We start from the raw sequence: 21066 nt of genomic DNA, 5'->3' as shown, positions 1-21066 counted from the left end.
CTGGCTGTCCGGTGGCCGGGGGTGGCCCGGTGGAATCAGATCCGGGTCGGGGGCGTTGAACATGGCTGACCGCGCCGGATCTGCGGCCCGCCTGATGGTGGCCCCGGCTGCGGCGGAATGATCGGCCCCCGGCCGTCGTTACATCCCCCGGGCCGTCGAGCAGGCCGCGACGCCTCGGCCAGGCGCCCGGGTAGCCCGGGTGGAATGATCCCCGACCCCCGGTCGTTACATCTCCGGCCGCCCCGTGCAGCACCCCAGGGCCGGCCCCCGGGAGCCCGGTGGAATGATCCCCGGCCCCCGGTCGTTACACCCGGAACGCCCCGTGCAGGCCCCCTCAGGCCGCCGGGCGGATCCCCCCTTCTTCTGACTTTCCCTTTCACGCGGCACCCGCGCACCCCCCTTGTGCGTGTGTGTGCCGTTCCCCCGAACTGAAAGGTTCTGATCACCATGCGTACCAACACCATCCTGCGTAAGACCCTGCTCACCACTGCCGGCATCGCCGCCACCGCCGGTGGCATCGCCGGACCCGCCATCGCCGCCCACGCCGCCCCCGCCAAGCCCGCCCAGGCGCAGGCGCAGGCCGGTAAGAACGGTGAGCGGGAACTGAACGTGCGCTACGAGGCCCAGCCGAACTTCTACTACTGCGGCCCCGCCGCCACCCGCAACGCCCTCTCCGTCCAGGGCAAGAACATCAACGTCGACGCCATGGCCAAGGAAATGGGCACCACCGAGAACGGCACCAACAGCATCAACGACATCACCCCCGTCCTGAACAAGGAAACCGGCAGCACCAACGCCTACCACTCGGTCGAGATCAAGAACCCCAACGCCGACGACAAGCAGACCGACACCCTGCGCACCGACATCGTCCGCACCATCGACAACGGCCGCGCCGTGGTCGCCAACATCGCCGGCACCGCCACCGACACCGACGGCAACACCCACTCCTTCGAAGGCGGCCACTACATCAGCGTCGTCGGCTACCAGAACAACGGCAAAACCGTCACCATCGCCGACTCCGCCAACCCCAACACCGCCTCCTACCGCATCAGCGTCGACAACCTCGCCGACTGGATCGCCACCCGCGGCTACTCCGCCTCCTGACCAAAGCAACACCACGAAGGGCCGGCCCCACCAAGGGGCCGGCCCTTCAACACACCCAGAAACAACCGACCCCCAACAAGACGGCCGGCCATTCGACGTCTCCGGATGCCGACCGGCCGCACCGGTGGCGGCGGCGCGTGGCGGTCAGGCAGGTGCGTCGGCCTCGGCGAGTACGGCGAGGATCTGCTCGCCGTACTTCGCGAGCTTGTTCTCGCCGACGCCATTGATCCGGGACAGCTCGGTCAGCGACGCCGGCGCCTCGGTGGCGATCTGGCGCAGAGTCGCGTCGTGGAAGATGACGTACGCGGGCACGCCCTGATCCTTGGCGGTGGCCGCCCGCCAGGCCCGCAGCCGCTCGAACACCGGGGCCGCGGCAGGGGTGAGGTCGGCGACGACGGTGGCCGCGCCCCGCGGTTTCGCCGACCGGGCGGACACCGGCTTCTCCGGCTCCCGCCGCATGGTGACCGTACGCCGGCGGCCCAGCACCTCGGCGCTGGCCTCGGTCAGGGCGAGGGTGCCGTAGTCGCCCTCGACGGCGAGCAGGCCCTCGGCGAGCAGTTGCCGCACCACGCCCCGCCACTCCGCCTCGCGCAGCTCGGTGCCGATGCCGAAGGTGGTCAACGAGTCGTGGCCGTACTGGTCGATCTTGTCGGTGCGCTTGCCGAGCAGGATGTCCACGCAGTGCCCGGCGCCGAACCGCTGGTTGCGTTCCCGGTCCAGCCGGTAGACGGTGGAGAGCAGCTTCTGCGCGGCGACCGTGCCGTCCCAGGACTCCGGTGGTTCGAGGCAGGTGTCGCAGTTGCCGCAGCCGCCCACACCGGTCTCGCCGAAATACTCGAGGAGCTGCGCCCGGCGGCAGCGGACCGTCTCGCAGAGGGCCAGCATCGCGTCCAGGTGGGCGGCGAGGTTGCGCCGGTGCGCCAGGTCGCCCTCGGAGGTCTCGATCATCTTCCGCTGCTGGACCACGTCCTGGAGCCCGTACGCCAGCCAGGCCGTCGACGGCAGGCCGTCCCGCCCGGCCCGGCCGGTCTCCTGGTAGTAGCCCTCGACCGACTTCGGCAGGTCGAGGTGGGCGACGAAGCGTACGTCCGGCTTGTCGATGCCCATGCCGAACGCGATGGTGGCGACCATGACCAGCCCGTCCTCGCGCAGGAAGCGCTGCTGGTTGGCGGCCCGGGTCCGGGCGTCCAGCCCGGCGTGGTACGGCAGGGCCGGGACCCCGTTCGCCACCAGGAACTCGGCCGTCTTCTCCACCGACGCGCGGGACAGGCAGTAGACGATGCCCGCGTCGCCCGGGTGCTCGTCGCGCAGCAGGCTCAGCAGCTGCTTGCGCGGCTCCCGCTTGGGCACGATCCGGTACTGGATGTTGGGCCGGTCGAAGCTGGCCACGAAGTGTCGGGCGTCGGTGAGCTGGAGCCGGGTGGCGATCTCCGTACGGGTGGCCTTGGTCGCGGTGGCGGTGAGCGCGATCCGCGGCACCCCCGGCCAGCGCTCGTGCAGCATCGAGAGGTTGAGGTAGTCGGGGCGGAAGTCGTGCCCCCACTGGGAGACGCAGTGCGCCTCGTCGATGGCGAACAGCGCGATCCGGCCCCGCTCCAGCAGGCCGACCGTGGCGCGGCCGGCCAGGGCCTCCGGGGCGAGGTAGAGCAGGTCCAGCTCGCCGGCGAGGAAGGCGGACTCCACCCGCCGCCGCTCCGCCGGCTCCTGGGTCGAGTTGAGGAACCCGGCGCGGACGCCGACGGCGGTGAGCGCGTCGACCTGATCCTGCATGAGGGCGATCAGCGGCGAGACGACCACCGCGACCCCGTCCCGGACCAGCGCGGGGATCTGGTAGCAGAGGGACTTGCCGCCCCCGGTCGGCATCAGCACCAACGCGTCTCCGCCGGCCACCACGTGCTCGACGACCTCCTGCTGGAAGCCCCGGAAGGCGTCGTAGCCGAACACCCGGCGGAGCACCCGCAGCGCGTCCTCGGTCCGCTGATCGGTGGGGGAGACCATCCGGGCAGTCTACGAGCGCCCCCCGACAGCGCCCCGCTCCGGCGAGCGCGTCGCGGGGTCCGCGCGGCCCGGCCGGCCCGGGCCACGCCGGGCCGGCCGGACGGCCGGGGTGGGCACACCCACCGATGGCGCGGGAGCGGTCACCGACCGTCAGCAGTCGCTGACGCTGTCGGAAGTGCGACCGTCTCCGGCGGGACCGGCGGAAACCAGTACCGAGACGACGACAAACCGGACAAGCAGGTGTTCCAGTCGTCACCCGTGGAATCCCGGGCCGGGTCGCAGCCGTTAGAGTCGCTGACTGACCACGCGCGGCCGAGCGGCCGCGGCGCCACGGCTTGGGGGTAACGGGTGAGCGAGGCGCGGACGCCGGGAGACCTGGTGCCGAAAGGTACGGAGACAGCCCTCGGACGGCCGGCGCCGGCCGAGGTGGACACCACCCTGGTGGTGGTGACCGGCCTTTCCGGCGGTGGCCGCAGCACGGTGGCCCGGGCGCTGGAGAACGTGGGCTACTACGTGGTCGACAACCTGCCCCAGGCGCTCATGCTGGACATGGCCGAGCTGGCCTTAAAGGCCGGCGGCGCGGCCCGGCGTACGGCCATGGTGCTGGACGTCCGCTCCCGCGCCTTCTCCACCGACCTGGCCGGCGCGATCCGGGAGCTGCGGGAGCGCGGCTTCCAGCCCCGGGTGGTCTTCGTCGACGCCGACGACGAGGTGCTGATCCGCCGGTTCGAGAGCGTCCGGCGCTCGCACCCGCTGCAGGGTGACGGGCGGCTGGCCGACGGCATCGCCGTCGAGCGCGCGCTGCTGGAGGAGGCCCGGGACCAGGCCGACGTGATCATCGACACCAGCCACCTGAACGTCAACCAGCTCCGGCGCCGGGTCGAGGAGCTGTTCGGCGGGGAGGACTCCCGTCGACTGCGGATCACCGTGCTCTCGTTCGGGTTCAAGTACGGCCTTCCCCCGGACGCCGACTTCGTGATGGACGCCCGGTTCCTGCCCAACCCGTACTGGGTGTCGGAGCTGCGCGAGCACACCGGGCGCGAGGAGGCGGTCAGCGCGTACGTGCTGGGCCAGGAGGGCGCGGAAGCCTTCGTGACCGGCTACGCCGACCTGGTCAACGCCACCACCGCCGGCTTCGAGCGGGAGGGCAAGCGCTACCTGACCGTGGCGGTCGGGTGCACCGGCGGCAAGCACCGCAGCGTCGCCATCGCCGAGGAACTAGCCGCCCGGCTGCGCCAGTCCGGCATCGCCGCCCACGCGCAGCACCGGGACCTGGGGCGGGAATGATCCCGACCAGGGTGGTCGCCTTCGGCGGCGGGCACGGGCTCTCGGCGTCCCTGCGGGCGCTGCGGCACTGCGTACCCGAGCTGGACCTGGACATCACCGCGGTGGTCACCGTCGGCGACGACGGCGGCTCGAGCGGCCGGCTGCGGGCCGAGCGCGGCGGGCTGCCGCCGGGCGACCTGCGGCAGGCGCTGGTCGCGCTGGCCGGCGACCACCCGGCCACCCGGCGCAGCGCGGCGCTCTTCCAGCACCGCTTCGCCGCCGGCGACAGCGCGGAAGCGGGCGATTCGCTGGCCGGGCACGCGGTCGGCAACCTGCTGCTCAACGGGTTGACGGAGCTGCTCGGCGATCCGGTGGCCGCGCTCGACCACGCCGGCGCGATGCTCGGCGCGGTCGGCCGGGTGCTGCCGATGTCCCGCCAGCCGGTCGACATCGAGGCCCGGGTGCGCGGCGCCGACCCGGGCCACCCCGACGAGGTACGCACGGTGCGCGGCCAGCACCAGGTGGCGGTCACCTCCGGCCGGGTCGAGTCGCTGCGGCTCACCCCGGCCGCGCCGGCGGCCTGCCCGGAGGCGGTCGCGGCGGTACGCGCGGCCGACTGGCTGATCTTCGGGCCGGGCAGCTGGTACACCAGCGTGCTGCCCCACCTGCTGGTGCCGCAGCTGGCCGACGCGATCGTCTCCAGTCCGGCGCGGCGGCTGGTCACGCTCAACCTGGTGGCGGAGAAGGAGACCCACGGGCTCTCCCTGGCCGACCATCTGGACACCCTGCGGCGCTATCTGCCCGAGCTGAAGGTGGACATGGTGCTGGCGGACTCCACGGCGGTGGGTGACCCCGAGGCGGTCGCGGGTGCGGCAGAATCGCTGGGTGCCCGGCTGGTCCTCGCCCCCGTCGCCGTCCTCGACGGCGCGCCCCGTCATGATCCAGCCGCCCTGGGCGCCGCGCTGGTGCCTGTCCTGGGTGCCGATCGTTAGACACGTACGTAATCAACGGCGACACGCCGGAACCGGTCCGTGAGGGGGCGCACTATGGCGATGACGGCGGCGGTCAAGGACGAGCTAAGTCGGGTCGACGTGCCCAAGCCCTGCTGCCGGCGGGCGGAGATGGCCGCCCTGCTGCGCTTCGCGGGCGGCCTGCACATCGTGTCGGGTCGCGTGGTGGTCGAGGCGGAGCTGGACACCGGCGCGGTCGCCCGGCGGCTGCGGCGGGAGATCGCCGAGGTCTACGGCTACCCGAGCGAGATCCACGTGCTCGCCTCCGGCGGGCTGCGCAAGGGCAGCCACTTCATCGTGCGGGTGGTCAAGGACGGCGAAGCGCTGGCGCGCCAGACCGGTCTGCTGGACGTCCGGGGCCGCCCCGTGCGCGGGTTGCCGCCGCACGTCGTCGCGGCCAACGTCTGCTGCGCGGTCTCCGCGTGGCGGGGCGCGTTCATGGCCCACGGCTCGCTCACCGAGCCGGGCCGCTCCAGCGCGTTGGAGATCACCTGCCCCGGCCCCGAGTCGGCCCTCGCCCTGGTCGGCGCGGCCCGACGGATCGGGATCACCGCCAAGAACCGCGAGGTCCGTGGGGTGGACCGGGTGGTGGTCAAGGACGGGGACTCGATCGCCGCCCTGCTCACCCGCATCGGCGCCCACGCCAGCGTGCTGGCCTGGGAGGAGCGCCGGGTGCGCCGGGAGGTCCGGGCGACCGCCAACCGGCTGGCGAACTTCGACGACGCCAACCTGCGCCGCTCGGCCCGCGCCGCGGTGGCCGCCGCCGCCCGGGTCACCCGGGCCCTGGAGATCCTCGCCGACGACGCCCCGCACCACCTGACCTCCGCCGGAAGGCTGCGCCTGGAGCACCGGCAGGCGTCGCTGGAGGAGCTGGGCGCCCTCGCCGATCCGCCGCTGACCAAGGACGCCATCGCCGGGCGGATCCGCCGGCTCCTCGCGCTGGCCGACAAGCGGGCCCGGGACCTGGGCATCCCGGATACGGAAGCGGCCGTCACGCCGGACATGCTCGTGGTCTGATAGGACGGTGGGGCGTCACCTGCTGGCGGGTTCACCACCCGCCGCAGCGCGATGCGGCACGCTCGGATAAGGTCGCTGCGTACGGCAAGGGGGCCGGCACAGGCACCCCTCGCCGTGCTCACCGCCTCGGGCGGTCAGGTCCTCAGGACCGCGGCGGGGTGGCCGAGATGAACCGTCAACGGCCGGCTCCAACGGTCGGCGCACACACCTCCGCCGGCCCTGTTCTGACGCCGGCGGACCAGAACGCGAGGAGATGGGACCTGTGACCATCCGGGTTGGCATCAACGGCTTCGGCCGGATCGGCCGCAACTTCTTCCGGGCAGTGCTGGCATCCGGCGCTGACGTCGAGGTCGTGGCGGTCAACGACCTGACCGACAACGCGACGCTCGCCCACCTTGTCAAGTACGACAGCATCCTGGGCCGCCTCCCGCACGAGGTGAAGGCCACCGACGACGAGATCAGCGTGGGCGGTCACACCATCAAGGCGTACGCCGAGAAGGACCCGGCCAAGCTGCCGTGGGGCGAGGCCGGCGTCGACGTCGTCATCGAGTCCACCGGGTTCTTCACCGACGCCACCAAGGCGAAGGCGCACATCGACGGCGGCGCCAAGAAGGTCATCATCTCCGCCCCGGCGAAGAACGAGGACGTCACGGTCGTCATGGGCGTCAACCAGGACCAGTACGACCCGGCCAAGCACACCATCATCTCGAACGCCTCGTGCACCACCAACTGCCTCGCCCCGATGGCGAAGGTGCTGCAGGACACGTTCGGCATCCAGCAGGGTCTGATGACCACCATCCACGCGTACACGCAGGACCAGAACCTGCAGGACGCGCCGCACAAGGACCTGCGCCGGGCCCGGGCCGCCGCGCTCAACATCGTGCCGACCTCGACCGGCGCCGCCAAGGCGATCGGCCTGGTCCTGCCGGAGCTCAAGGGCAAGCTGGACGGCTACGCGCTGCGCGTGCCGATCCCGACCGGCTCGACCACCGACCTGACCGTCACGGTCGGCCGGGAGACCACCGTGGACGAGGTCAACGCCGCGATGAAGGCCGCCGCGAACGGCCCGCTCAAGGGCATCCTGGTCTACAACGAGGACCCGATCGTCTCCGCCGACATCGTCACCGACCCGGCGTCCTGCATCTTCGACGCGCCGCTGACCAAGGTGATCGGCAACCAGGTCAAGGTCGTCGGCTGGTACGACAACGAGTGGGGCTACTCGAACCGCCTGGTCGACCTGGTCAAGCTGGTGGGTAGCTCCCTGTGAGTGCGAGGAGTGAGCTTGCGAGCCCCAGTCGCGAGCGAGCGGAGCGAGCCCCGCAGTCGCGAGCTGAGGCAGGCCCAGTCACGAACGGAGGGCTAGCTCTGTGAGCATCCGCAACCTCGACGACCTGCTCGCCGAGGGGGTGTCGGGTCGGCGCGTGCTGGTGCGCGCCGACCTGAACGTCCCACTCGACAAGCAGACCGGTGAGATCACCGACGACGGCCGGATCCGGGCCGTCCTGCCGACGCTGAGCGTGCTGGTCCAAGCCGGCGCGAAGGTGGTCGTCTGCTCGCACCTGGGCCGCCCGAAGGGCGCGCCGGACCCGCAGTTCAGCCTCCGCCCGGTGGCCGGCCGGCTGGGCGAGCTGCTCGGTGCCCCGGTCCAGTTCGCCGAGGACACCGTCGGCGACTCGGCCCGTGCATGTGTGGCGGGCCTCGCCGACGGTCAGGTCGCCGTGCTCGAGAACCTCCGCTTCAACAAGGGTGAGACGAGCAAGGACGACGCCGAGCGGGGCGCCTTCGCCGACCAGCTCGCCGCCCTCGGCGAGGCGTACGTCGACGACGCCTTCGGCGCGGTGCACCGCAAGCACGCCAGCGTCTACGACGTGCCGGCCCGGCTGCCGCACTTCGCCGGCCGGCTGGTGCTGCGCGAGGTGGAGGTGCTCAGCAAGCTGACCGGCGACCCGGAGCGGCCGTACGTGGTGGTGCTGGGCGGCTCCAAGGTCTCCGACAAGCTGGCCGTGATCGAGGCGCTGCTGCCGAAGGTCGACCGGCTGCTCATCGGCGGCGGGATGTGCTTCACCTTCCTCAAGGCCCAGGGCCTGGAGGTGGGCAGCTCGCTGCTGGAGCAGGAGATGGTCGAGACCTGCCGCAACCTGATGGAACGCGAGCCTGGCAAGATCATGCTCCCGGTCGACGTGGTGGCCGCGGTCGCCTTCGCGCCGGACGCCGAGCACCACACGGTCCGGGTGGACGGCATCCCGAACAAGCGGGTCGGGCTCGACATCGGCCCGGAGACCGTGGCCGGCTTCGCCGCCGCCCTCAAGCAGGCGCGGACGGTGTTCTGGAACGGTCCGATGGGCGTGTTCGAGATGGCCGCCTTCGCGAACGGGACCCGCGGGGTCGCCGAGGCGATCGCGACGTCCGGTGCGTTCAGCGTCGTCGGCGGCGGCGACTCGGCGGCGGCGGTGCGGACGCTCGGGCTCGACGAGTCGGCGTTCGATCACATCTCCACCGGCGGCGGCGCCTCCCTGGAGTACCTGGAGGGCAAGACCCTCCCCGGCATCGCGGCCCTGGAGAAGTGATGGCAAGCCCCACCCGCCGGCCCCTGATGGCCGGCAACTGGAAGATGAACCTGAACCACCTCGAGGCCAACCTGCTGGTGCAGAAGCTGGCCGCGAGCCTCACCGAAAAGCAGCTCACCGAGGTCGAGACGGTGGTCCTGCCGCCCTTCACCGACCTGCGGACCGTGCAGACGGCGGTGGACGGCGACAAGCTGCTGATCGGCTACGGCGCGCAGGACCTGTCGCCGTACCAGTCGGGCGCGTACACCGGGGACATCGCCGGGTCGATGCTCGCCAAGCTGGGCTGCACCTACGTGGTGGTCGGCCACTCCGAGCGGCGGCAGTACCACAACGAGGACGACGCACTGGTCAACGACAAGGTGAACGCCGCGCTGGCCAACGGGCTCACCCCGATCCTCTGCATCGGCGAGGGGCTGGAGGTCCGGGAGCAGCTCCGGCACGTGCCGCACTGCTGCGACCAGCTCGACGGCGCGCTCCGCGGGCTCACCGCGGAGCAGGTGACCAAGGTCGTCGTGGCGTACGAGCCGGTCTGGGCGATCGGCACCGGCAAGACGGCGACCCCGGAGGACGCCCAGGAGGTCTGCGGCGAGGTGCGCAAGCGGCTCGGCGACACCTTCGACGAGGCCACCGCCCAGCAGGTCCGGATCCTCTACGGCGGCTCGGTCAAGGCGTCGAACATCGCCGCGATCATGGCCCAGCCGGACGTGGACGGGGCCCTGATCGGCGGTGCCAGCCTGGACGCCGAGGAATTCGCGCAGATCTGCCGGTTCCCGGAGCACATCGCTCGCTGATAGCTCGCTATCCTTGACGCTGCCCGTCCGCCGGTCGGTGCCACCGTGCCCGACAGGACGGGCAGTGATCGCAACGAGAGGACAAACCCCCGCCATGCCGATCTGGTTCGCCTACACGATGATCGTGTTGCTGGTCATCACGAGCGTCCTGCTCACGCTGCTGATCCTCCTGCACCGCGGCAAGGGCGGCGGGCTGTCGAGCATGTTCGGCGGCGGCGTCAGCTCCAGCCTGGCCGGCTCCTCGGTCGCCGAGAAGAACCTCGACCGCTACACCGTTCTGGTCGGGATCATCTGGTTTGCGTGCATCGTCGGGATCGGGCTCTGGCTCCGGCTCCAGCTGAGCAGCGGCGCCTGAGTCAGCGCGTCGAGCGTACAATCTGCGCGCGGTCCGTCACGGACCGCGCGCAGATTGTTTTCCCGCTGCACCGCGTCGCCCGCCGTCCACCCCGCGCGGCGGTCCCCTCCGACGACAGGAGCGAGCAGCCAATGCCCGGTGACAACGTCGTCCGCGGCACCCGGATCGGGTCCGCCCCCGAGCGCTTCGACCAGCGGTACGAGCCGGCCCCGCGCCGGCCGGTCACCTACTGGTGCGGCAACGCTCACGAGGTCCAGTTCCTCATCGCCGCCGACGCGGAGGCGCCGGAGGCGTGGGACTGCCCCCGGTGCGGCCAGCCGGCCGGCCCGGACCCGGGAAACCCGCCGGGCCGACCGCGTTCGGAGCCCTACAAGAGCCACCTGGCGTACGTGCAGGAGCGGCGTACCCCGGAACAGGGGGAAGCCCTCCTCGCCGAGGCCCTGGCCGCGCTACGCCGCCGCCGGGGCGCCTGACCGCGCCGGCTCGCCCTCCGCCCGCTGACGTCGGGATGGAAGTGGGCCATCTGCCCCAACCAGTCCTGCCGCTGGCAGGGCGACCGTGACCACGGCGCCTGGCGGCGAATCGCCGCCCGCGGACTCACCCATCAGGGCAAGACCGTCATCGACAAGACCAGCGGGCAGATGGTGATCCGGTCGGTGATGGACACGCTCGAAGCCGCAGCCGTCGTCACTCCCACCACCACAGGCAGTCGGAGGGACCGGTCGAAGACCAGCCCCACCCGGCCCCACGCTTCACGCCCCGCGCCCAGGCGACGCAGGGCACCCTCCCCCACCCGGCCCCACGGTCAGGCGGGCAAGCGTCCGGAGGGACACGCACCAACGGACCGGGGGCTGCCCCGCGCAGCCCACCGACACCAGGGCGTGAACACGATCAGCACACCCACCACCGCCGGCCACCGGCCACGAGGAGCCGCCTTGGGCGCGGGATTTCACCTGCACGCCCACGCGACCCCACCACGGTGGGAAACGATCCCGGAAACCCCATCCGACTCAGGATCGCTAAGCTGATCAGGGACGCTCAGCGGAGGCTGCGCAGCCGGGGCGGCACGTCGGCCGCCGCCGCCCGGTCGAGCAGCCAGAGGGTACGGGACACCCCGTGCACCCCGGCCGCGGGAAGCTGCACCGGCCCGGCCCCGGCGAGGGCCATGCCCACCGCCCGGGCCTTGTCCGCCCCGGCGGCCACCAGCCAGACCTCCTCGGCGGTGTTGATCGCCGGCAGGGTCAGCGTGACCCGCACCGGCGGGGGCTTCGGGCTGCCGCGTACGGCGCTGACCGGCCGGCTGTCGTGGTGCACCGGGTGCTCCGGAAAGACCGACGCCACGTGCCCGTCCTCGCCGACGCCGAGCATCAGCACGTCGAAGTGGGGGAGCGCGGCGGTGCCGGGCCGCGCCGCCCGGGCCAGCTCCTGCGCGTATCCGGCGGCGGCCGCCTCCGGGTCGTTGCCGGCCGGCCCGTCCGAGGCCGGCATCGGATGGATCCGCGCCGGGTTCAACGGCACCGCGTCCAGCAGCGCCGCCCGGGCCTGCGTCTCGTTGCGTTCCGGGTTGCCGGCCGGCAGGAACCGCTCGTCGCCCCACCAGACGTCGACCCGGGACCAGTCGACGGCGTCCCGGGCGGGTAGCTCCGCCACCGCCCGGTACACCGCCGCGGCGATCCGCCCGCCGGTCAGCACCACCGACGCCTGGCCCCGGTCCGCCTGCGCGTCGAGCAGCTTCACCACCAAGCGGGCCGCCACGGCCTGCGCCAGCAGGTCGGGGTCGGCGTGTACGGCGACACTCGCGTCACTCATCCAATCGTGCCTTCGTGCTCCGACCGCCCCACGGCGGTCACCGGTGCTGTCCGGCCGCCGGGCAGCCTGTGCCGCCCGGCGGTCCGCTCACTGGTTGGCGGTCGCGCCGGCGTGCGCGCTGATCCCGGCCTCGGCCCGCTGGGCGGTCGCCGGGTCCTTCCACACGTGTACCCGCTGGGTGGGGCGTTCCTCCAGCCCGGAGAGGCCGGCGGTCGCGCCGAGCGCCTCCGCGTACACCTGGTCTGCGTCGAGGCGGCGCAGCTCCTCGGCCAGCTCGTCGCCGAGCGGGCGGCGGACCAGCGGCAGTGTCCGGTCCTGCTGGCCGGTACGCCGGAAGGTCGCCACGTTGTCGTCCCGGGTCAGGGTCAGCTGGTCGCCGTTGGCGCAGCGCAGCTGCACCTCGCGCATCCGCGGAAACTCGTCGGTGCGTACCCAGGTCGGGTCGATGTCGAGCCGCGACGCGAGCCAGCCGCGCATCAGCGCCGCCGTGGGATCGGACCCGGGCGCCACCACGCTCGCCTCGGTGACCTTGGCCTGGGCGGTGTCGAACGCCCCGGCCACGAGGGTGCGCCACGGGGTGATCCGGGTCCAGGCCAGGTCGGTGTCGCCGGGGGCGTAGTCCGCGGCCCGCTGCCGCAGCGCCGCGACCGGGTCGGCGGCCTGCGCCGAGTCGGTGATCCGCCGGTCGGCCACCACGCCGAGGAAGTCGGTCGCGATCTCCTCCGGCGGCTCGCCGTGCCACCAGGTCACCACCGGCACGTCCGGCACCAGCAGCGGCAGCACCACCGACTCGGCGTGCAGGGCGAGCCGGCCGTACATCCGCGTGACCACCGCCTCGCACGGGCCGAGCCGGCCGCCGACGACGATCTCCGCGTCCAGGCGGTTGCGGTCCCGCTCGACGTCGGAGCGGACCACCACGAGCAGCCGGCACGGGTGGGCGGCGGCCGCTATGGTCGCCGCGGCCTCCGCCTCCCGGACCCGCTTCTCGTCCACCACCACGATCAGGCTGAGCGCCATGCCGCTGGCCACCCCGCCCGCGCTGCGCCGCTCGGCGGCGAGCGCCTTGACCACCTCGTTACCGGTGGTGTCCCACAGGCCGATCAACGGAACCTCCCGGTGTGCTCGGTCATGCCCGCCGCCAGGAGCGGCCGTCGCGGGCCAGCATCTCGTCCGCCGCCCGGGGCCCCCACTCGCCGGCCCGGTACGACTCCGGCTTGGTGCCCGCCCAGGCGTGCTCCAACGGGTCGATCACCTGCCAGCTCTGCTCCACCTCGGCGGCGTCCGGGAACAGCGTCCGGTCACCGATCAGCACGTCCAGCACCAGCCGCTCGTACGCCTCGGGGCTGGACTCGGTGAACGCCTCGCCATACTGGAAGTCCATCGCGATGTCCCGGACCTCCATCGCGGTGCCCGGCACCTTGGAGCCGAACTTCAGCACCACACCCTCGTCCGGTTGCACCCGGATGACGAGCTGGTTGTTGCCGAGCGACTCCACGTCGGCCGGGTTGAACGGCAGGTGCGGCGCCTCTTTGAAGATGATCGCCACCTCGGTGACCCGCCGGGGCAGCCGCTTGCCGGCCCGGATGTAGAAAGGCACCCCGGCCCAGCGCCGGTTCTGGATGCCCAGCTTCACCGCCACGTACGTCTCCGTGGTGGAGTCCGGCGGGACGCCCTTCTCCTCCAGGTAGCCGACCGCGCGTTCGCCGCCGACCCAGCCGGGCAGGTACTGGCCCCGGACGGTGTCCCGGGCCGCGTCCTTCGGCACCGTGATGGCCTTGAGCACCTTCAGCTTCTCGGTCCGGATCTCGTCGGCGTCGAAGCTGGTCGGCTCCTCCATGGCCACCAGGGCGAGGAGCTGGAGCAGGTGGTTCTGCAGCACGTCCCGGGCCGCCCCGGCCGAGTCGTAGAACCCGGCCCGGGAGCCGATGCCGACGTCCTCGGCCATGGTGATCTGCACCGAGTCGACGTACTTGCCGTTCCACAGCGGCTCGAAGAGGTTGTTGGCGAACCGCAGGGCGAGGATGTTCTGGACGGTCTCCTTGCCCAGGTAATGGTCGATCCGGAAGACGTCCTGGCGGGTGAAGACGTCGTCGACCAGATCGTTGAGCGCCTTCGCCGAGGGCAGGTCGTTGCCGAACGGCTTCTCCACCACCACCCGGCGCCAGCCACCCGACTTGGCATTGTCCGCCATGCCGGTACGGGCGAGCTGCTTGAGCACCACGGGGAAGGCTGCCGGGGGGATGGAGAAGTAGAAGGCGGCGTTGCCGTCGATGCCGTGCGAGCCGCGCAGTTCGTCCAGGGTGGTGGCGAGCTGGTCGAACGCGGCGTCGTCGTCGAACGAGCCGCCGACGAACTTGATGTTGCCGGCCAGCCGCGCCCACACCTCCTCCCGCCACGGGGTGCGGGCGCCCTTCTTCGCCGCCTCGTAGGCCAGCGACTCGAAGTCGCCGTCGCCCCAGTCACGTCGGGCGAAGCCCAGGACCACGAAACCGGGCGGCAGCAGCCCCCGGTTGGCCAGGTCGTAGACCGCCGGCAACAGCTTCTTGCGGGCCAGGTCACCGGTGACCCCGAAGATCACCAGAGCACACGGCTCCGGGATCCGCGGCAGCCGCCGGTCCTGCGGGTCGCGCAGCGGGTTCATGCCGTCTCCTCGCTCCGCTGTTGTCACGTCAATCATCGTCACGTCCCTGTCCGTCCGGCCGCATCCAGTAGCTGGGCGACGCCCGCCGCCCGCTCGGTCAGGTGCAGTCGCAGCACCGGCCGACCCCGGCCGGCCAGGGCCTGCCGGTCACCGGCGGCCTGGGCCGCCTGCAGCGTCCCGAAGGTGTACGGGCGGCCGGGCACCGGCAGATCGTCGTTGACCGCGCCGGTCACCTGAAGGTAGCTCCCGACCGGCCGGCCGCCCTTGTGGTACTGGCCCGTGGAGTGCAGGTAGCGCGGACCCCACCCGAAGGTCACCGGGCGGCGGGTCGCCCGCGCCAGCACGGGGCGTAGCCCGGCCACCGCCGCGTCCCCACGGCGGTCCAGGTACGCCGTCACTGCCAGGAACCCGTCGTCGCCCAACCCGTCGAGGAGCCGGCGCAGCATCCCGGCCAGGTCGGCCGGCGCGCCGGGCGGGGCGTACACCTCGATGGCCCCCTCGGTGAACGATGGCGTCTCCGCCGGCGGCCCGGCGGCGAGGATGCGCTCGGTGTTCTGCTTGCTCTCGGCGACGTCGGGCTGGTCGAACGGATCGACCCCGAGCACCGCCCCGGCGATCGCGGTGGCGTACTCCCAGGTCAGGAAGTGGGCGCCGAGGGGCCCGTTGACCGCCACGTCCGCGCTGCCGGCACCGGGCGCCACCCCCGGGCCGAGCGCGCCGCCGTAGCTGACGGTGAGCACGTCCGGGCCGGCGGCGCCGGGAGCGTCCGGGGATTCCACCACCACCGGCAGCAGGCCCACGCCGGCCTTGCCGGTCGACTCGGCGAGCAGCTGCTCGGCCCAGTCGCCCAGCCCGTCGACGCCGGTGCCGTCGGAGGTCAGGGCGACCACGTCCCGACCGGTGGTGGCCGCCGAGCCGAGGGCCGCGCCGAGCGCCAGGCCGGGGTTGTCCCGGTCCCGGCCCAGCGACTCGGCGAGCGCGTCGGCGTCGTCGAGCAGGTCGGTCACCGGTACCCCGGCCAGCGCCGCGGGGACCAGCCCGAACGCGGTGAGCGCCGAGTACCGGCCGCCCACCTCGGGGTCGGCGGGGATGGTGACCAGCCCCGCCTCCGCAGCGGTCGCCGCCAGCGGCGAGCCCGGGTCGGTGACCACCACGAAGTGCCGGGCCGCCTCTGCCTCGGTCATCCCGGCGTCCAGGAACGCCTGCCAGTACGCCCGCCGGTGGCTGTCGGTCTCCACGGTCGTGCCGGACTTGCTGGAGATCACCACCACGGTCCGCTCCAGCCGGTCGGCCAGGGCCGCCCGGACCTGCCCGGGATCGGTGGTGTCCAGCACGGTCAGCGGGCGGCCGAGGGTGCGGGCGATCACCTCGGGCGCGAGCGATGAGCCGCCCATCCCGGCGAGCACCACGTGGTCGAGGTCGGCCAGTTCGTCCGTCAACTCGGCGAGCTGAGGGAGGAGCTCCCGGCTGCGGTGGTGGGTGTCCACCCAGCCGAGCCGTACCCGCGCCGTCGCCTCCGCGTCGGAGCCCCACAGGGTCGGATCCTTGGCGGCGAGCCGGGCGGGGACGTCCCGGGCGACCAGGTCCGCGCGCACCGACGCCGGCGCGGACCGGTCGACCGCGTCCGCGCCGTGCACGGCCAGCCCGGCGGCGATGTCCGCCGGGCCGGCCAGCAGGTCGCTCACGGGGTCACCTCTGTTCGCGACTGCGGGGCTCGCAAAACCGGCTCACTCCTCGCGCTCACGGGGCCACCTCTGGGGTGACGACGGCGTGGTGTGTCCCGGGGCGTCGCCCCGGGACACGCCGCACGCCGTTCGTCACGCGTTGCCCCCGGCCCGCTCGGCGGCCGTCGCGCTGCCCTTGGCCGCCTTGCCCGGCCGCCCGGTGCCCTTGGCCGCCTCGGCGAGCGACTTCTTCACCCCGTCGAGCAGTTCCAGCCAGCTCGCCTCGAACTTCTCCACGCCCTCGCGCTCGAGGACGGCGACCACGTCGGCCAGGTCCACGCCGACCGCCTGCAGGTCGCTGAAGACCTTGCGGGCGTCGTCGTAGCAGCCGGTGACGGTGTCGCCCCGGACGTCGCCATGGTCGGCGAAGGCGTGGATGGTCGGCTCCGGCATGGTGTTCACCGTGCCGGGGGCGATCAGCTCCTCGACGTACATGACGTCCCGGTAGTCCGGGTTCTTCGTCGAGGTGGAGGCCCAGAGCGGGCGCTGCGGGTGCGCCCCGGCGTCGGCGAGGGCCTGCCACCGGTCGGAGGAGAACACCTCGCCGTACCGCTCGTAGGCGAGCCGGGCGTTGGCGATCGCGGCCTTGCCGCGCAGCGCCTTGGCCTGGTCGGAGCCGATCTTCTCCAGCCGCTTGTCCACCTCGCTGTCGACCCGGGAGACGAAGAACGACGCGACCGAGCCGATCTTGGACAGGTCGTGCCCGTTCGCCTTCGCCTGCTCCAGGCCGGCCAGGAAGGCCTCCATCACCTGCGAGTACCGGTCCAGGCCGAAGATCAGCGTGACGTTGACGCTGATCCCCTGGGCCAGGGTGGCGGTGATCGCCGGCAGGCCCGCCTCGGTGGCCGGGATCTTGATGAAGAGGTTGGGCCGGTCGATCAGCCACCACAGCGCCCCGGCCTCGGCGACGGTCCGCTCCGTCTCGTGGGCCAGCCGCGGGTCCACCTCGATCGAGACCCGGCCGTCGACCCCCGCGCTGGCGTCGTACGCGGGGCGCATCACGTCGCAGGCCCACCGCACGTCGTACGTGGTGAGCATGCGGACCGACTCTTCGACGTCCACCCCACGGATGGCGAGGTCCTTCAGCTGCCAGTTGTACTCGTCCGCGTCGCTCAGCGCCTTCGCGAAGATGGTCGGGTTCGATGTCACCCCGACCAGGTGCTTCTCGCGGCGGAGCTGGTCCAGCCCGCCGGAGCTCAGTCGTACCCGGGAAAGGTCGTCGAGCCAGATCGCCACACCCATGGCGCTCAGCTCGCCCAGCCGGTCCGTCATGCCGTCCACGCTCCCCTCAGTTGCCGGTTGGGTTACCGGTGATGTCGCCCACCCGGGTCAGTGCCGCGTGCGCGGCGGCCACGATCCGGTCGGGGGTGAACCCGAACTGCTCGAAGAGCACCGTGTGCGGGGCACTCGCCCCGTAGTGCTCCAGGCTCACGCTCTCGCCGCAATCGCCGACGATCCCCCGCCAGGACATGGCGATACCCGCCTCCACGCTCACCCGTGCCTTTACCCCGCGTGGCAGGACCGACTCCCGGTAGGCCTCGTCCTGCGCGAAGAACCACTCCTGGCAGGGCATGGAGACGACCCGGGTGGGGGTGCCGTCCGCTTCCAGTCGCTCCCGGGCGGTCAGGCAGAGCTGCACCTCGGAGCCGGTGCCGACGAGGATCACCTGCGGCTTGCCGGTCGAGGCGTCGGCCAGCACGTAGCCGCCCTTGGTCACGCCCTCGGCGCCGGCCACGTCGGTGCGGTCCAGGGTCGGCAGCGGCTGGCGGCTGAGCGCCAGGGCGGTCGGGCGGTCGCCGTGCTCCAGCGCCTGCCGCCACGCCCACGCGGTCTCGTTGGCGTCCGCCGGGCGGACCACGTCCAGGCCGGGGATGGCGCGCAGCGCGGTCAGGTGCTCCACCGGCTGGTGGGTCGGGCCGTCCTCGCCGAGGCCGATCGAGTCGTGCGTCCAGACGTAGACCACCGGCAGCTTCATCAGCGCGGCGAGCCGCACCGAGGGGCGCATGTAGTCGCTGAACACCAGGAACGTGCCGCCGTACGGGCGGGTGCCGCCGTGCAGGGCGATGCCGTTGAGGATCGCGCCCATGGCGTGCTCGCGGATGCCGAAGTGCAGGGTCCGGCCGTACTCGTGGCCCGGGAAGTCCTTCGTCGCGTGCACCGCGGGGATGAAGGACGGCTCGCCCTTCATGGTGGTGTTGTTGCTCTCCGCCAGGTCGGCCGAGCCGCCCCAGAGCTCGGGCAGCACCGGGGCGAGGGCCTCCAGGACCTTGCCGGAGGCGGCCCGGGTGGCGATGCCCTTGGCGTCGGCCGGGAAGGTCGGCAGCGCGTCGGCCCAGCCCTCGGGGAGCTTGCGGGCGGCCAGCCGGTCCCAGAGCGCCCGGCGCTCCGGGTTGGCCTTCGCCCAGCCGTCGAACGCGGTGGTCCACGCGGCCTGGGCCGCGGCGCCCCGCGCCATCACCTGGCGGGCGTGGTCCAGCACCTCCTCGTCGACCTGGAAGGTCCGCTGCGGGTCGAAGCCGAGGATCTCCTTGGTGGCCTTCACCTCGTCGGCGCCGAGCGCCGAACCGTGGATCTTGCCGGTGTTCTTCTTGTTGGGTGCGGGCCAGCCGATGATGGTGCGCAGCGCGATGAAGGAGGGGCGGGCGGTCTCCGCCTTGGCGGCCAGCAGCGCCCGGTGGAGCGCCTCGACGTCCTCGTGGTAGTCGCCCTGGTCGGCGTCGCCGCGGCGCCAGTCCACCGTCTGCACGTGCCAGCCGTACGCCGCGTAGCGGGCCGCGACGTCCTCGCTCTTGGCGATGCGGGTGTCGTCCTCGATCGAGATCTCGTTGTCGTCGTAGATCACGCTGAGGTTGCCGAGCTGCTGGTGGCCGGCGAGGGCGCTGGCCTCGTGGCTGATGCCCTCCTCGATGTCACCGTCCGAGGCGATGCACCAGATGTCGTGGTCGAAGGGGGAGTCGCCGGCCTCCGACTCCGGGTCGAACAGGCCGCGCTCCCGCCGCGCCGCCATGGCCATGCCGACGGCGTTGCCGAGGCCCTGGCCGAGCGGGCCGGTGGTGGTCTCCACGCCGGGGGTGTGCCCGTGCTCGGGGTGACCCGGGGTGAGCGAGCCCCACTGGCGCAGCGCCTTGAGGTCGTCCAGGGACAGCGGGTAGCCGGAGAGGAAGAGCTGGATGTAGAGGGTCAGGCTGGAGTGCCCGGCGGAGAGGACGAACCGGTCCCGGCCGGGCCAGTTCGGGTCGGCCGGGTTGTGCCGCATGACCCGGTTGAAGAGCAGGTACGCAGCCGGGGCGAGGCTCATCGCCGTGCCCGGGTGGCCGTTGCCGGATTTCTCCACGGCGTCCATGGCCAGCACGCGGACCGTGTCGACGGCCCTGCGGTCGAGGTCGGACCAGTTGAGAGCGGGAAGCTCGGGTCGGTTGGCAGCCACGTTGGTTGTGCTCCTCGGCAGATGGGCGGAACCCTCAGTGATGACCCTATCGAGCGGTCCTAAACGTACGCCCGGGGATCTCCGCATGCTCTTCTGTACGGTCCGACCGGATCGGTCGTGCACCGCTGACTGTGACGGCCCGCACCGTTGTTGGGTCTCCGGGGCAGCCAAAACGACGACGCGTAGTCTGTGGGTCGGTGTGTGGACCCCGACGGGTCCGGACCGACCCCGACCTCCCCCGCCAAGCCGGAAGGTGGCAATCCGTGAGCATGATCACCGAGCGCCCCGTCAGCAAATCTGCCGGGCAGCCGCCGGTGGGCGCGGTGGCGGAGGCCTCGGCGGGCGCTCGGCGGGACGTGCGGGCCGTGGTGGCCGCGTACGTGGCCCTGACGAAGCCGCGGATCGTCGAACTGCTGCTGGTCACCACCGTGCCGGCGATGATGCTCGCCGACGGGGGCCTGCCCTCGCTCTGGCTGATGGCCGTGGTCCTGGTCGGCGGCTCGCTCGCCGCCGGCGCGGCCAGCGTGCTCAACTGCTACATCGACCGGGACATCGACCAGTTGATGCGGCGCACCAAGCGCCGGCCGTTGCCCGCGCACACCGTGTCGCCGCGCAGCGCGTTGATCTTCGGTCTGGTGCTCGCCGTGATCTCGGTCGCGCTGATGGCCGTGTTCACCAACTGGCTGGCGGCCGGGCTCACCCTGGCCGCGATCGCCTACTACGACCTGGTCTACACGCTCTGGCTCAAGCGGACCACGGCGACCAACACCTTCTGGGGTGGTGCCTGCGGCGCCGCGCCGGTGCTGATCGGCTGGGCCGCGGTCACCGGGTCGTTGGCTCCCGCTGCGTGGGGCCTGTTCGCGGTGGTCTTCTTCTGGCAGATGCCGCACTTCTACGCGCTGGCGATCAAGTACAAGGCCGACTACGCGCGGGCCGGCATCCCGATGCTGCCCGTGGTGGCCTCGGTCCGTCGGGTGAACGCCGAGATCCTGATCTTCTCCTGGCTGACCCTGCTCTCCTCGCTGGCCGTCTGGCCGCTCGGGATGAGCCCGATCTACGGGGTGACGGCACTGGTCGTCGGCGGTGTCTTCGTGGTCGAGGCGCACAAGCTCTGCCGCCGCGCGGCGCGGGGCGAGGCGGTCAAGCCGATGCGGCTGTTCCACTGGTCCACCACCTACCTGACCATCCTCTTCGCGGCCGTCGCGCTCGACGCCCTGCTGTGATCCGGCCGTCCCGGCGGGGACGCGGATCCCCCGGGTCGAGGATTTTTCCAGAATTTTTTTTCGGGGTTCGCCGGGCGGGTTCAACCGGGACAGACCCGGCCGATTCGGCCTGCCCGCTTCGCCCTTCCTTATCC

General features: G+C 72.3%; 17 protein-coding genes. 10 read left to right on the top strand and 7 right to left on the bottom strand.

Features of this window, described 5'->3' with window-relative positions:
• Nucleotides 1-447 precede the first annotated feature (447 nt).
• Nucleotides 448-1104: a C39 family peptidase gene (locus A6A27_RS29940; protein ID WP_073837992.1), complete on the top strand. Its 657-nt coding sequence runs from the start codon at nucleotides 448-450 to the stop codon at nucleotides 1102-1104.
• 144 nt (nucleotides 1105-1248) lie between these two features.
• Here A6A27_RS29940 and recQ read toward each other — a convergent pair whose 3' ends face one another.
• Nucleotides 1249-3102 (bottom strand): DNA helicase RecQ, encoded by a 1854-nt coding sequence (recQ, locus tag A6A27_RS29935; RefSeq protein WP_073837991.1) that lies wholly within the window; start codon nucleotides 3100-3102, stop codon nucleotides 1249-1251.
• A gap of 378 nt (nucleotides 3103-3480) precedes the next feature.
• Between recQ and rapZ the strand changes: the two genes are divergently transcribed.
• The 8 genes from rapZ (at nucleotide 3481) to A6A27_RS29895 (ending at nucleotide 10581) form a co-directional block, all read left to right on the top strand.
• Entirely contained in the window at nucleotides 3481-4389 is a 909-nt protein-coding gene (gene rapZ / locus A6A27_RS29930) for an RNase adapter RapZ (RefSeq protein WP_073838001.1), read from the top strand.
• Nucleotides 4386-5360: a gluconeogenesis factor YvcK family protein gene (locus tag A6A27_RS29925; protein WP_073837990.1), complete on the top strand. Its 975-nt coding sequence runs from the start codon at nucleotides 4386-4388 to the stop codon at nucleotides 5358-5360. The genes rapZ and A6A27_RS29925 overlap by 4 nt, the downstream gene beginning before the upstream one ends.
• A gap of 54 nt (nucleotides 5361-5414) precedes the next feature.
• Entirely contained in the window at nucleotides 5415-6395 is a 981-nt protein-coding gene (whiA, locus tag A6A27_RS29920) for a DNA-binding protein WhiA (protein WP_073837989.1), read from the top strand.
• A gap of 262 nt (nucleotides 6396-6657) precedes the next feature.
• Entirely contained in the window at nucleotides 6658-7662 is a 1005-nt protein-coding gene (gene gap / locus A6A27_RS29915) for a type I glyceraldehyde-3-phosphate dehydrogenase (protein WP_073837988.1), read from the top strand.
• Between the two features lie 100 nt (nucleotides 7663-7762).
• Nucleotides 7763-8962, top strand: coding sequence for a phosphoglycerate kinase (locus A6A27_RS29910; RefSeq protein WP_073837987.1), 1200 nt, complete (start codon nucleotides 7763-7765; stop codon nucleotides 8960-8962).
• Entirely contained in the window at nucleotides 8962-9753 is a 792-nt protein-coding gene (gene tpiA, locus A6A27_RS29905) for a triose-phosphate isomerase (protein WP_073837986.1), read from the top strand. The genes A6A27_RS29910 and tpiA overlap by 1 nt, the downstream gene beginning before the upstream one ends.
• A 94-nt stretch (nucleotides 9754-9847) precedes the next feature.
• Entirely contained in the window at nucleotides 9848-10108 is a 261-nt protein-coding gene (gene secG, locus A6A27_RS29900; protein WP_073837985.1) for a preprotein translocase subunit SecG, read from the top strand.
• Nucleotides 10109-10239: 131 nt separating this feature from the next.
• Nucleotides 10240-10581, top strand: coding sequence for an RNA polymerase-binding protein RbpA (locus A6A27_RS29895; RefSeq protein WP_073837984.1), 342 nt, complete (start codon nucleotides 10240-10242; stop codon nucleotides 10579-10581).
• Nucleotides 10582-11146: 565 nt separating this feature from the next.
• On the opposite strand, the gene pgl is transcribed toward A6A27_RS29895, so the two are convergent.
• The 6 genes from pgl to tkt all read right to left on the bottom strand — a co-directional run bounded on the left by pgl (nucleotide 11147) and on the right by tkt (nucleotide 19709).
• Nucleotides 11147-11917, bottom strand: a complete 771-nt coding sequence (gene pgl / locus A6A27_RS29885; RefSeq protein ID WP_073837983.1) for a 6-phosphogluconolactonase — start codon at nucleotides 11915-11917, stop codon at nucleotides 11147-11149.
• An 87-nt stretch (nucleotides 11918-12004) separates the two neighbouring features.
• Complete coding sequence (locus A6A27_RS29880) at nucleotides 12005-13021, bottom strand: glucose-6-phosphate dehydrogenase assembly protein OpcA (RefSeq protein ID WP_073837982.1); 1017 nt, start codon at nucleotides 13019-13021, stop codon at nucleotides 12005-12007.
• 22 nt (nucleotides 13022-13043) lie between these two features.
• A complete protein-coding gene (zwf, locus tag A6A27_RS29875; protein ID WP_073837981.1) occupies nucleotides 13044-14558 on the bottom strand; it encodes a glucose-6-phosphate dehydrogenase in 1515 nt (504 codons plus the stop codon).
• Nucleotides 14559-14596: 38 nt separating this feature from the next.
• A complete protein-coding gene (locus A6A27_RS29870; RefSeq protein ID WP_073837980.1) occupies nucleotides 14597-16243 on the bottom strand; it encodes a glucose-6-phosphate isomerase in 1647 nt (548 codons plus the stop codon).
• Nucleotides 16244-16375: 132 nt separating this feature from the next.
• On the bottom strand, nucleotides 16376-17554 hold the full coding sequence (gene tal / locus A6A27_RS29865; RefSeq protein ID WP_073838000.1) for a transaldolase: 1179 nt from the start codon (nucleotides 17552-17554) through the stop codon (nucleotides 16376-16378).
• A gap of 16 nt (nucleotides 17555-17570) precedes the next feature.
• A complete protein-coding gene (gene tkt / locus A6A27_RS29860; protein ID WP_073837979.1) occupies nucleotides 17571-19709 on the bottom strand; it encodes a transketolase in 2139 nt (712 codons plus the stop codon).
• A gap of 263 nt (nucleotides 19710-19972) precedes the next feature.
• Between tkt and A6A27_RS29855 the strand changes: the two genes are divergently transcribed.
• A complete protein-coding gene (locus A6A27_RS29855; RefSeq protein WP_073837978.1) occupies nucleotides 19973-20932 on the top strand; it encodes a heme o synthase in 960 nt (319 codons plus the stop codon).
• The last annotated feature ends 134 nt before the right edge of the window (nucleotides 20933-21066 follow it).

Origin of the sequence: Micromonospora sp. CB01531, from assembly GCF_001905095.1 — a bacterium.
Taxonomy (GTDB): domain Bacteria; phylum Actinomycetota; class Actinomycetes; order Mycobacteriales; family Micromonosporaceae; genus Micromonospora.
This window is presented reverse-complemented; position numbering and strand designations above follow the sequence as displayed.

Coding starts and splice junctions, on each gene's coding strand:
- A6A27_RS29940 (WP_073837992.1), top strand. CDS start 448: ATGCGTACCAACACCATCCTGCGTAAGACCCTGCTCACCACTGCCGGC.
- zwf (WP_073837981.1), bottom strand. CDS start 14,558: ATGAACCCGCTGCGCGACCCGCAGGACCGGCGGCTGCCGCGGATCCCG.
- tpiA (WP_073837986.1), top strand. CDS start 8,962: ATGGCAAGCCCCACCCGCCGGCCCCTGATGGCCGGCAACTGGAAGATG.
- A6A27_RS29895 (WP_073837984.1), top strand. CDS start 10,240: ATGCCCGGTGACAACGTCGTCCGCGGCACCCGGATCGGGTCCGCCCCC.
- whiA (WP_073837989.1), top strand. CDS start 5,415: ATGGCGATGACGGCGGCGGTCAAGGACGAGCTAAGTCGGGTCGACGTG.
- tal (WP_073838000.1), bottom strand. CDS start 17,554: ATGACGGACCGGCTGGGCGAGCTGAGCGCCATGGGTGTGGCGATCTGG.
- secG (WP_073837985.1), top strand. CDS start 9,848: ATGCCGATCTGGTTCGCCTACACGATGATCGTGTTGCTGGTCATCACG.
- pgl (WP_073837983.1), bottom strand. CDS start 11,917: ATGAGTGACGCGAGTGTCGCCGTACACGCCGACCCCGACCTGCTGGCG.
- A6A27_RS29925 (WP_073837990.1), top strand. CDS start 4,386: ATGATCCCGACCAGGGTGGTCGCCTTCGGCGGCGGGCACGGGCTCTCG.
- recQ (WP_073837991.1), bottom strand. CDS start 3,102: ATGGTCTCCCCCACCGATCAGCGGACCGAGGACGCGCTGCGGGTGCTC.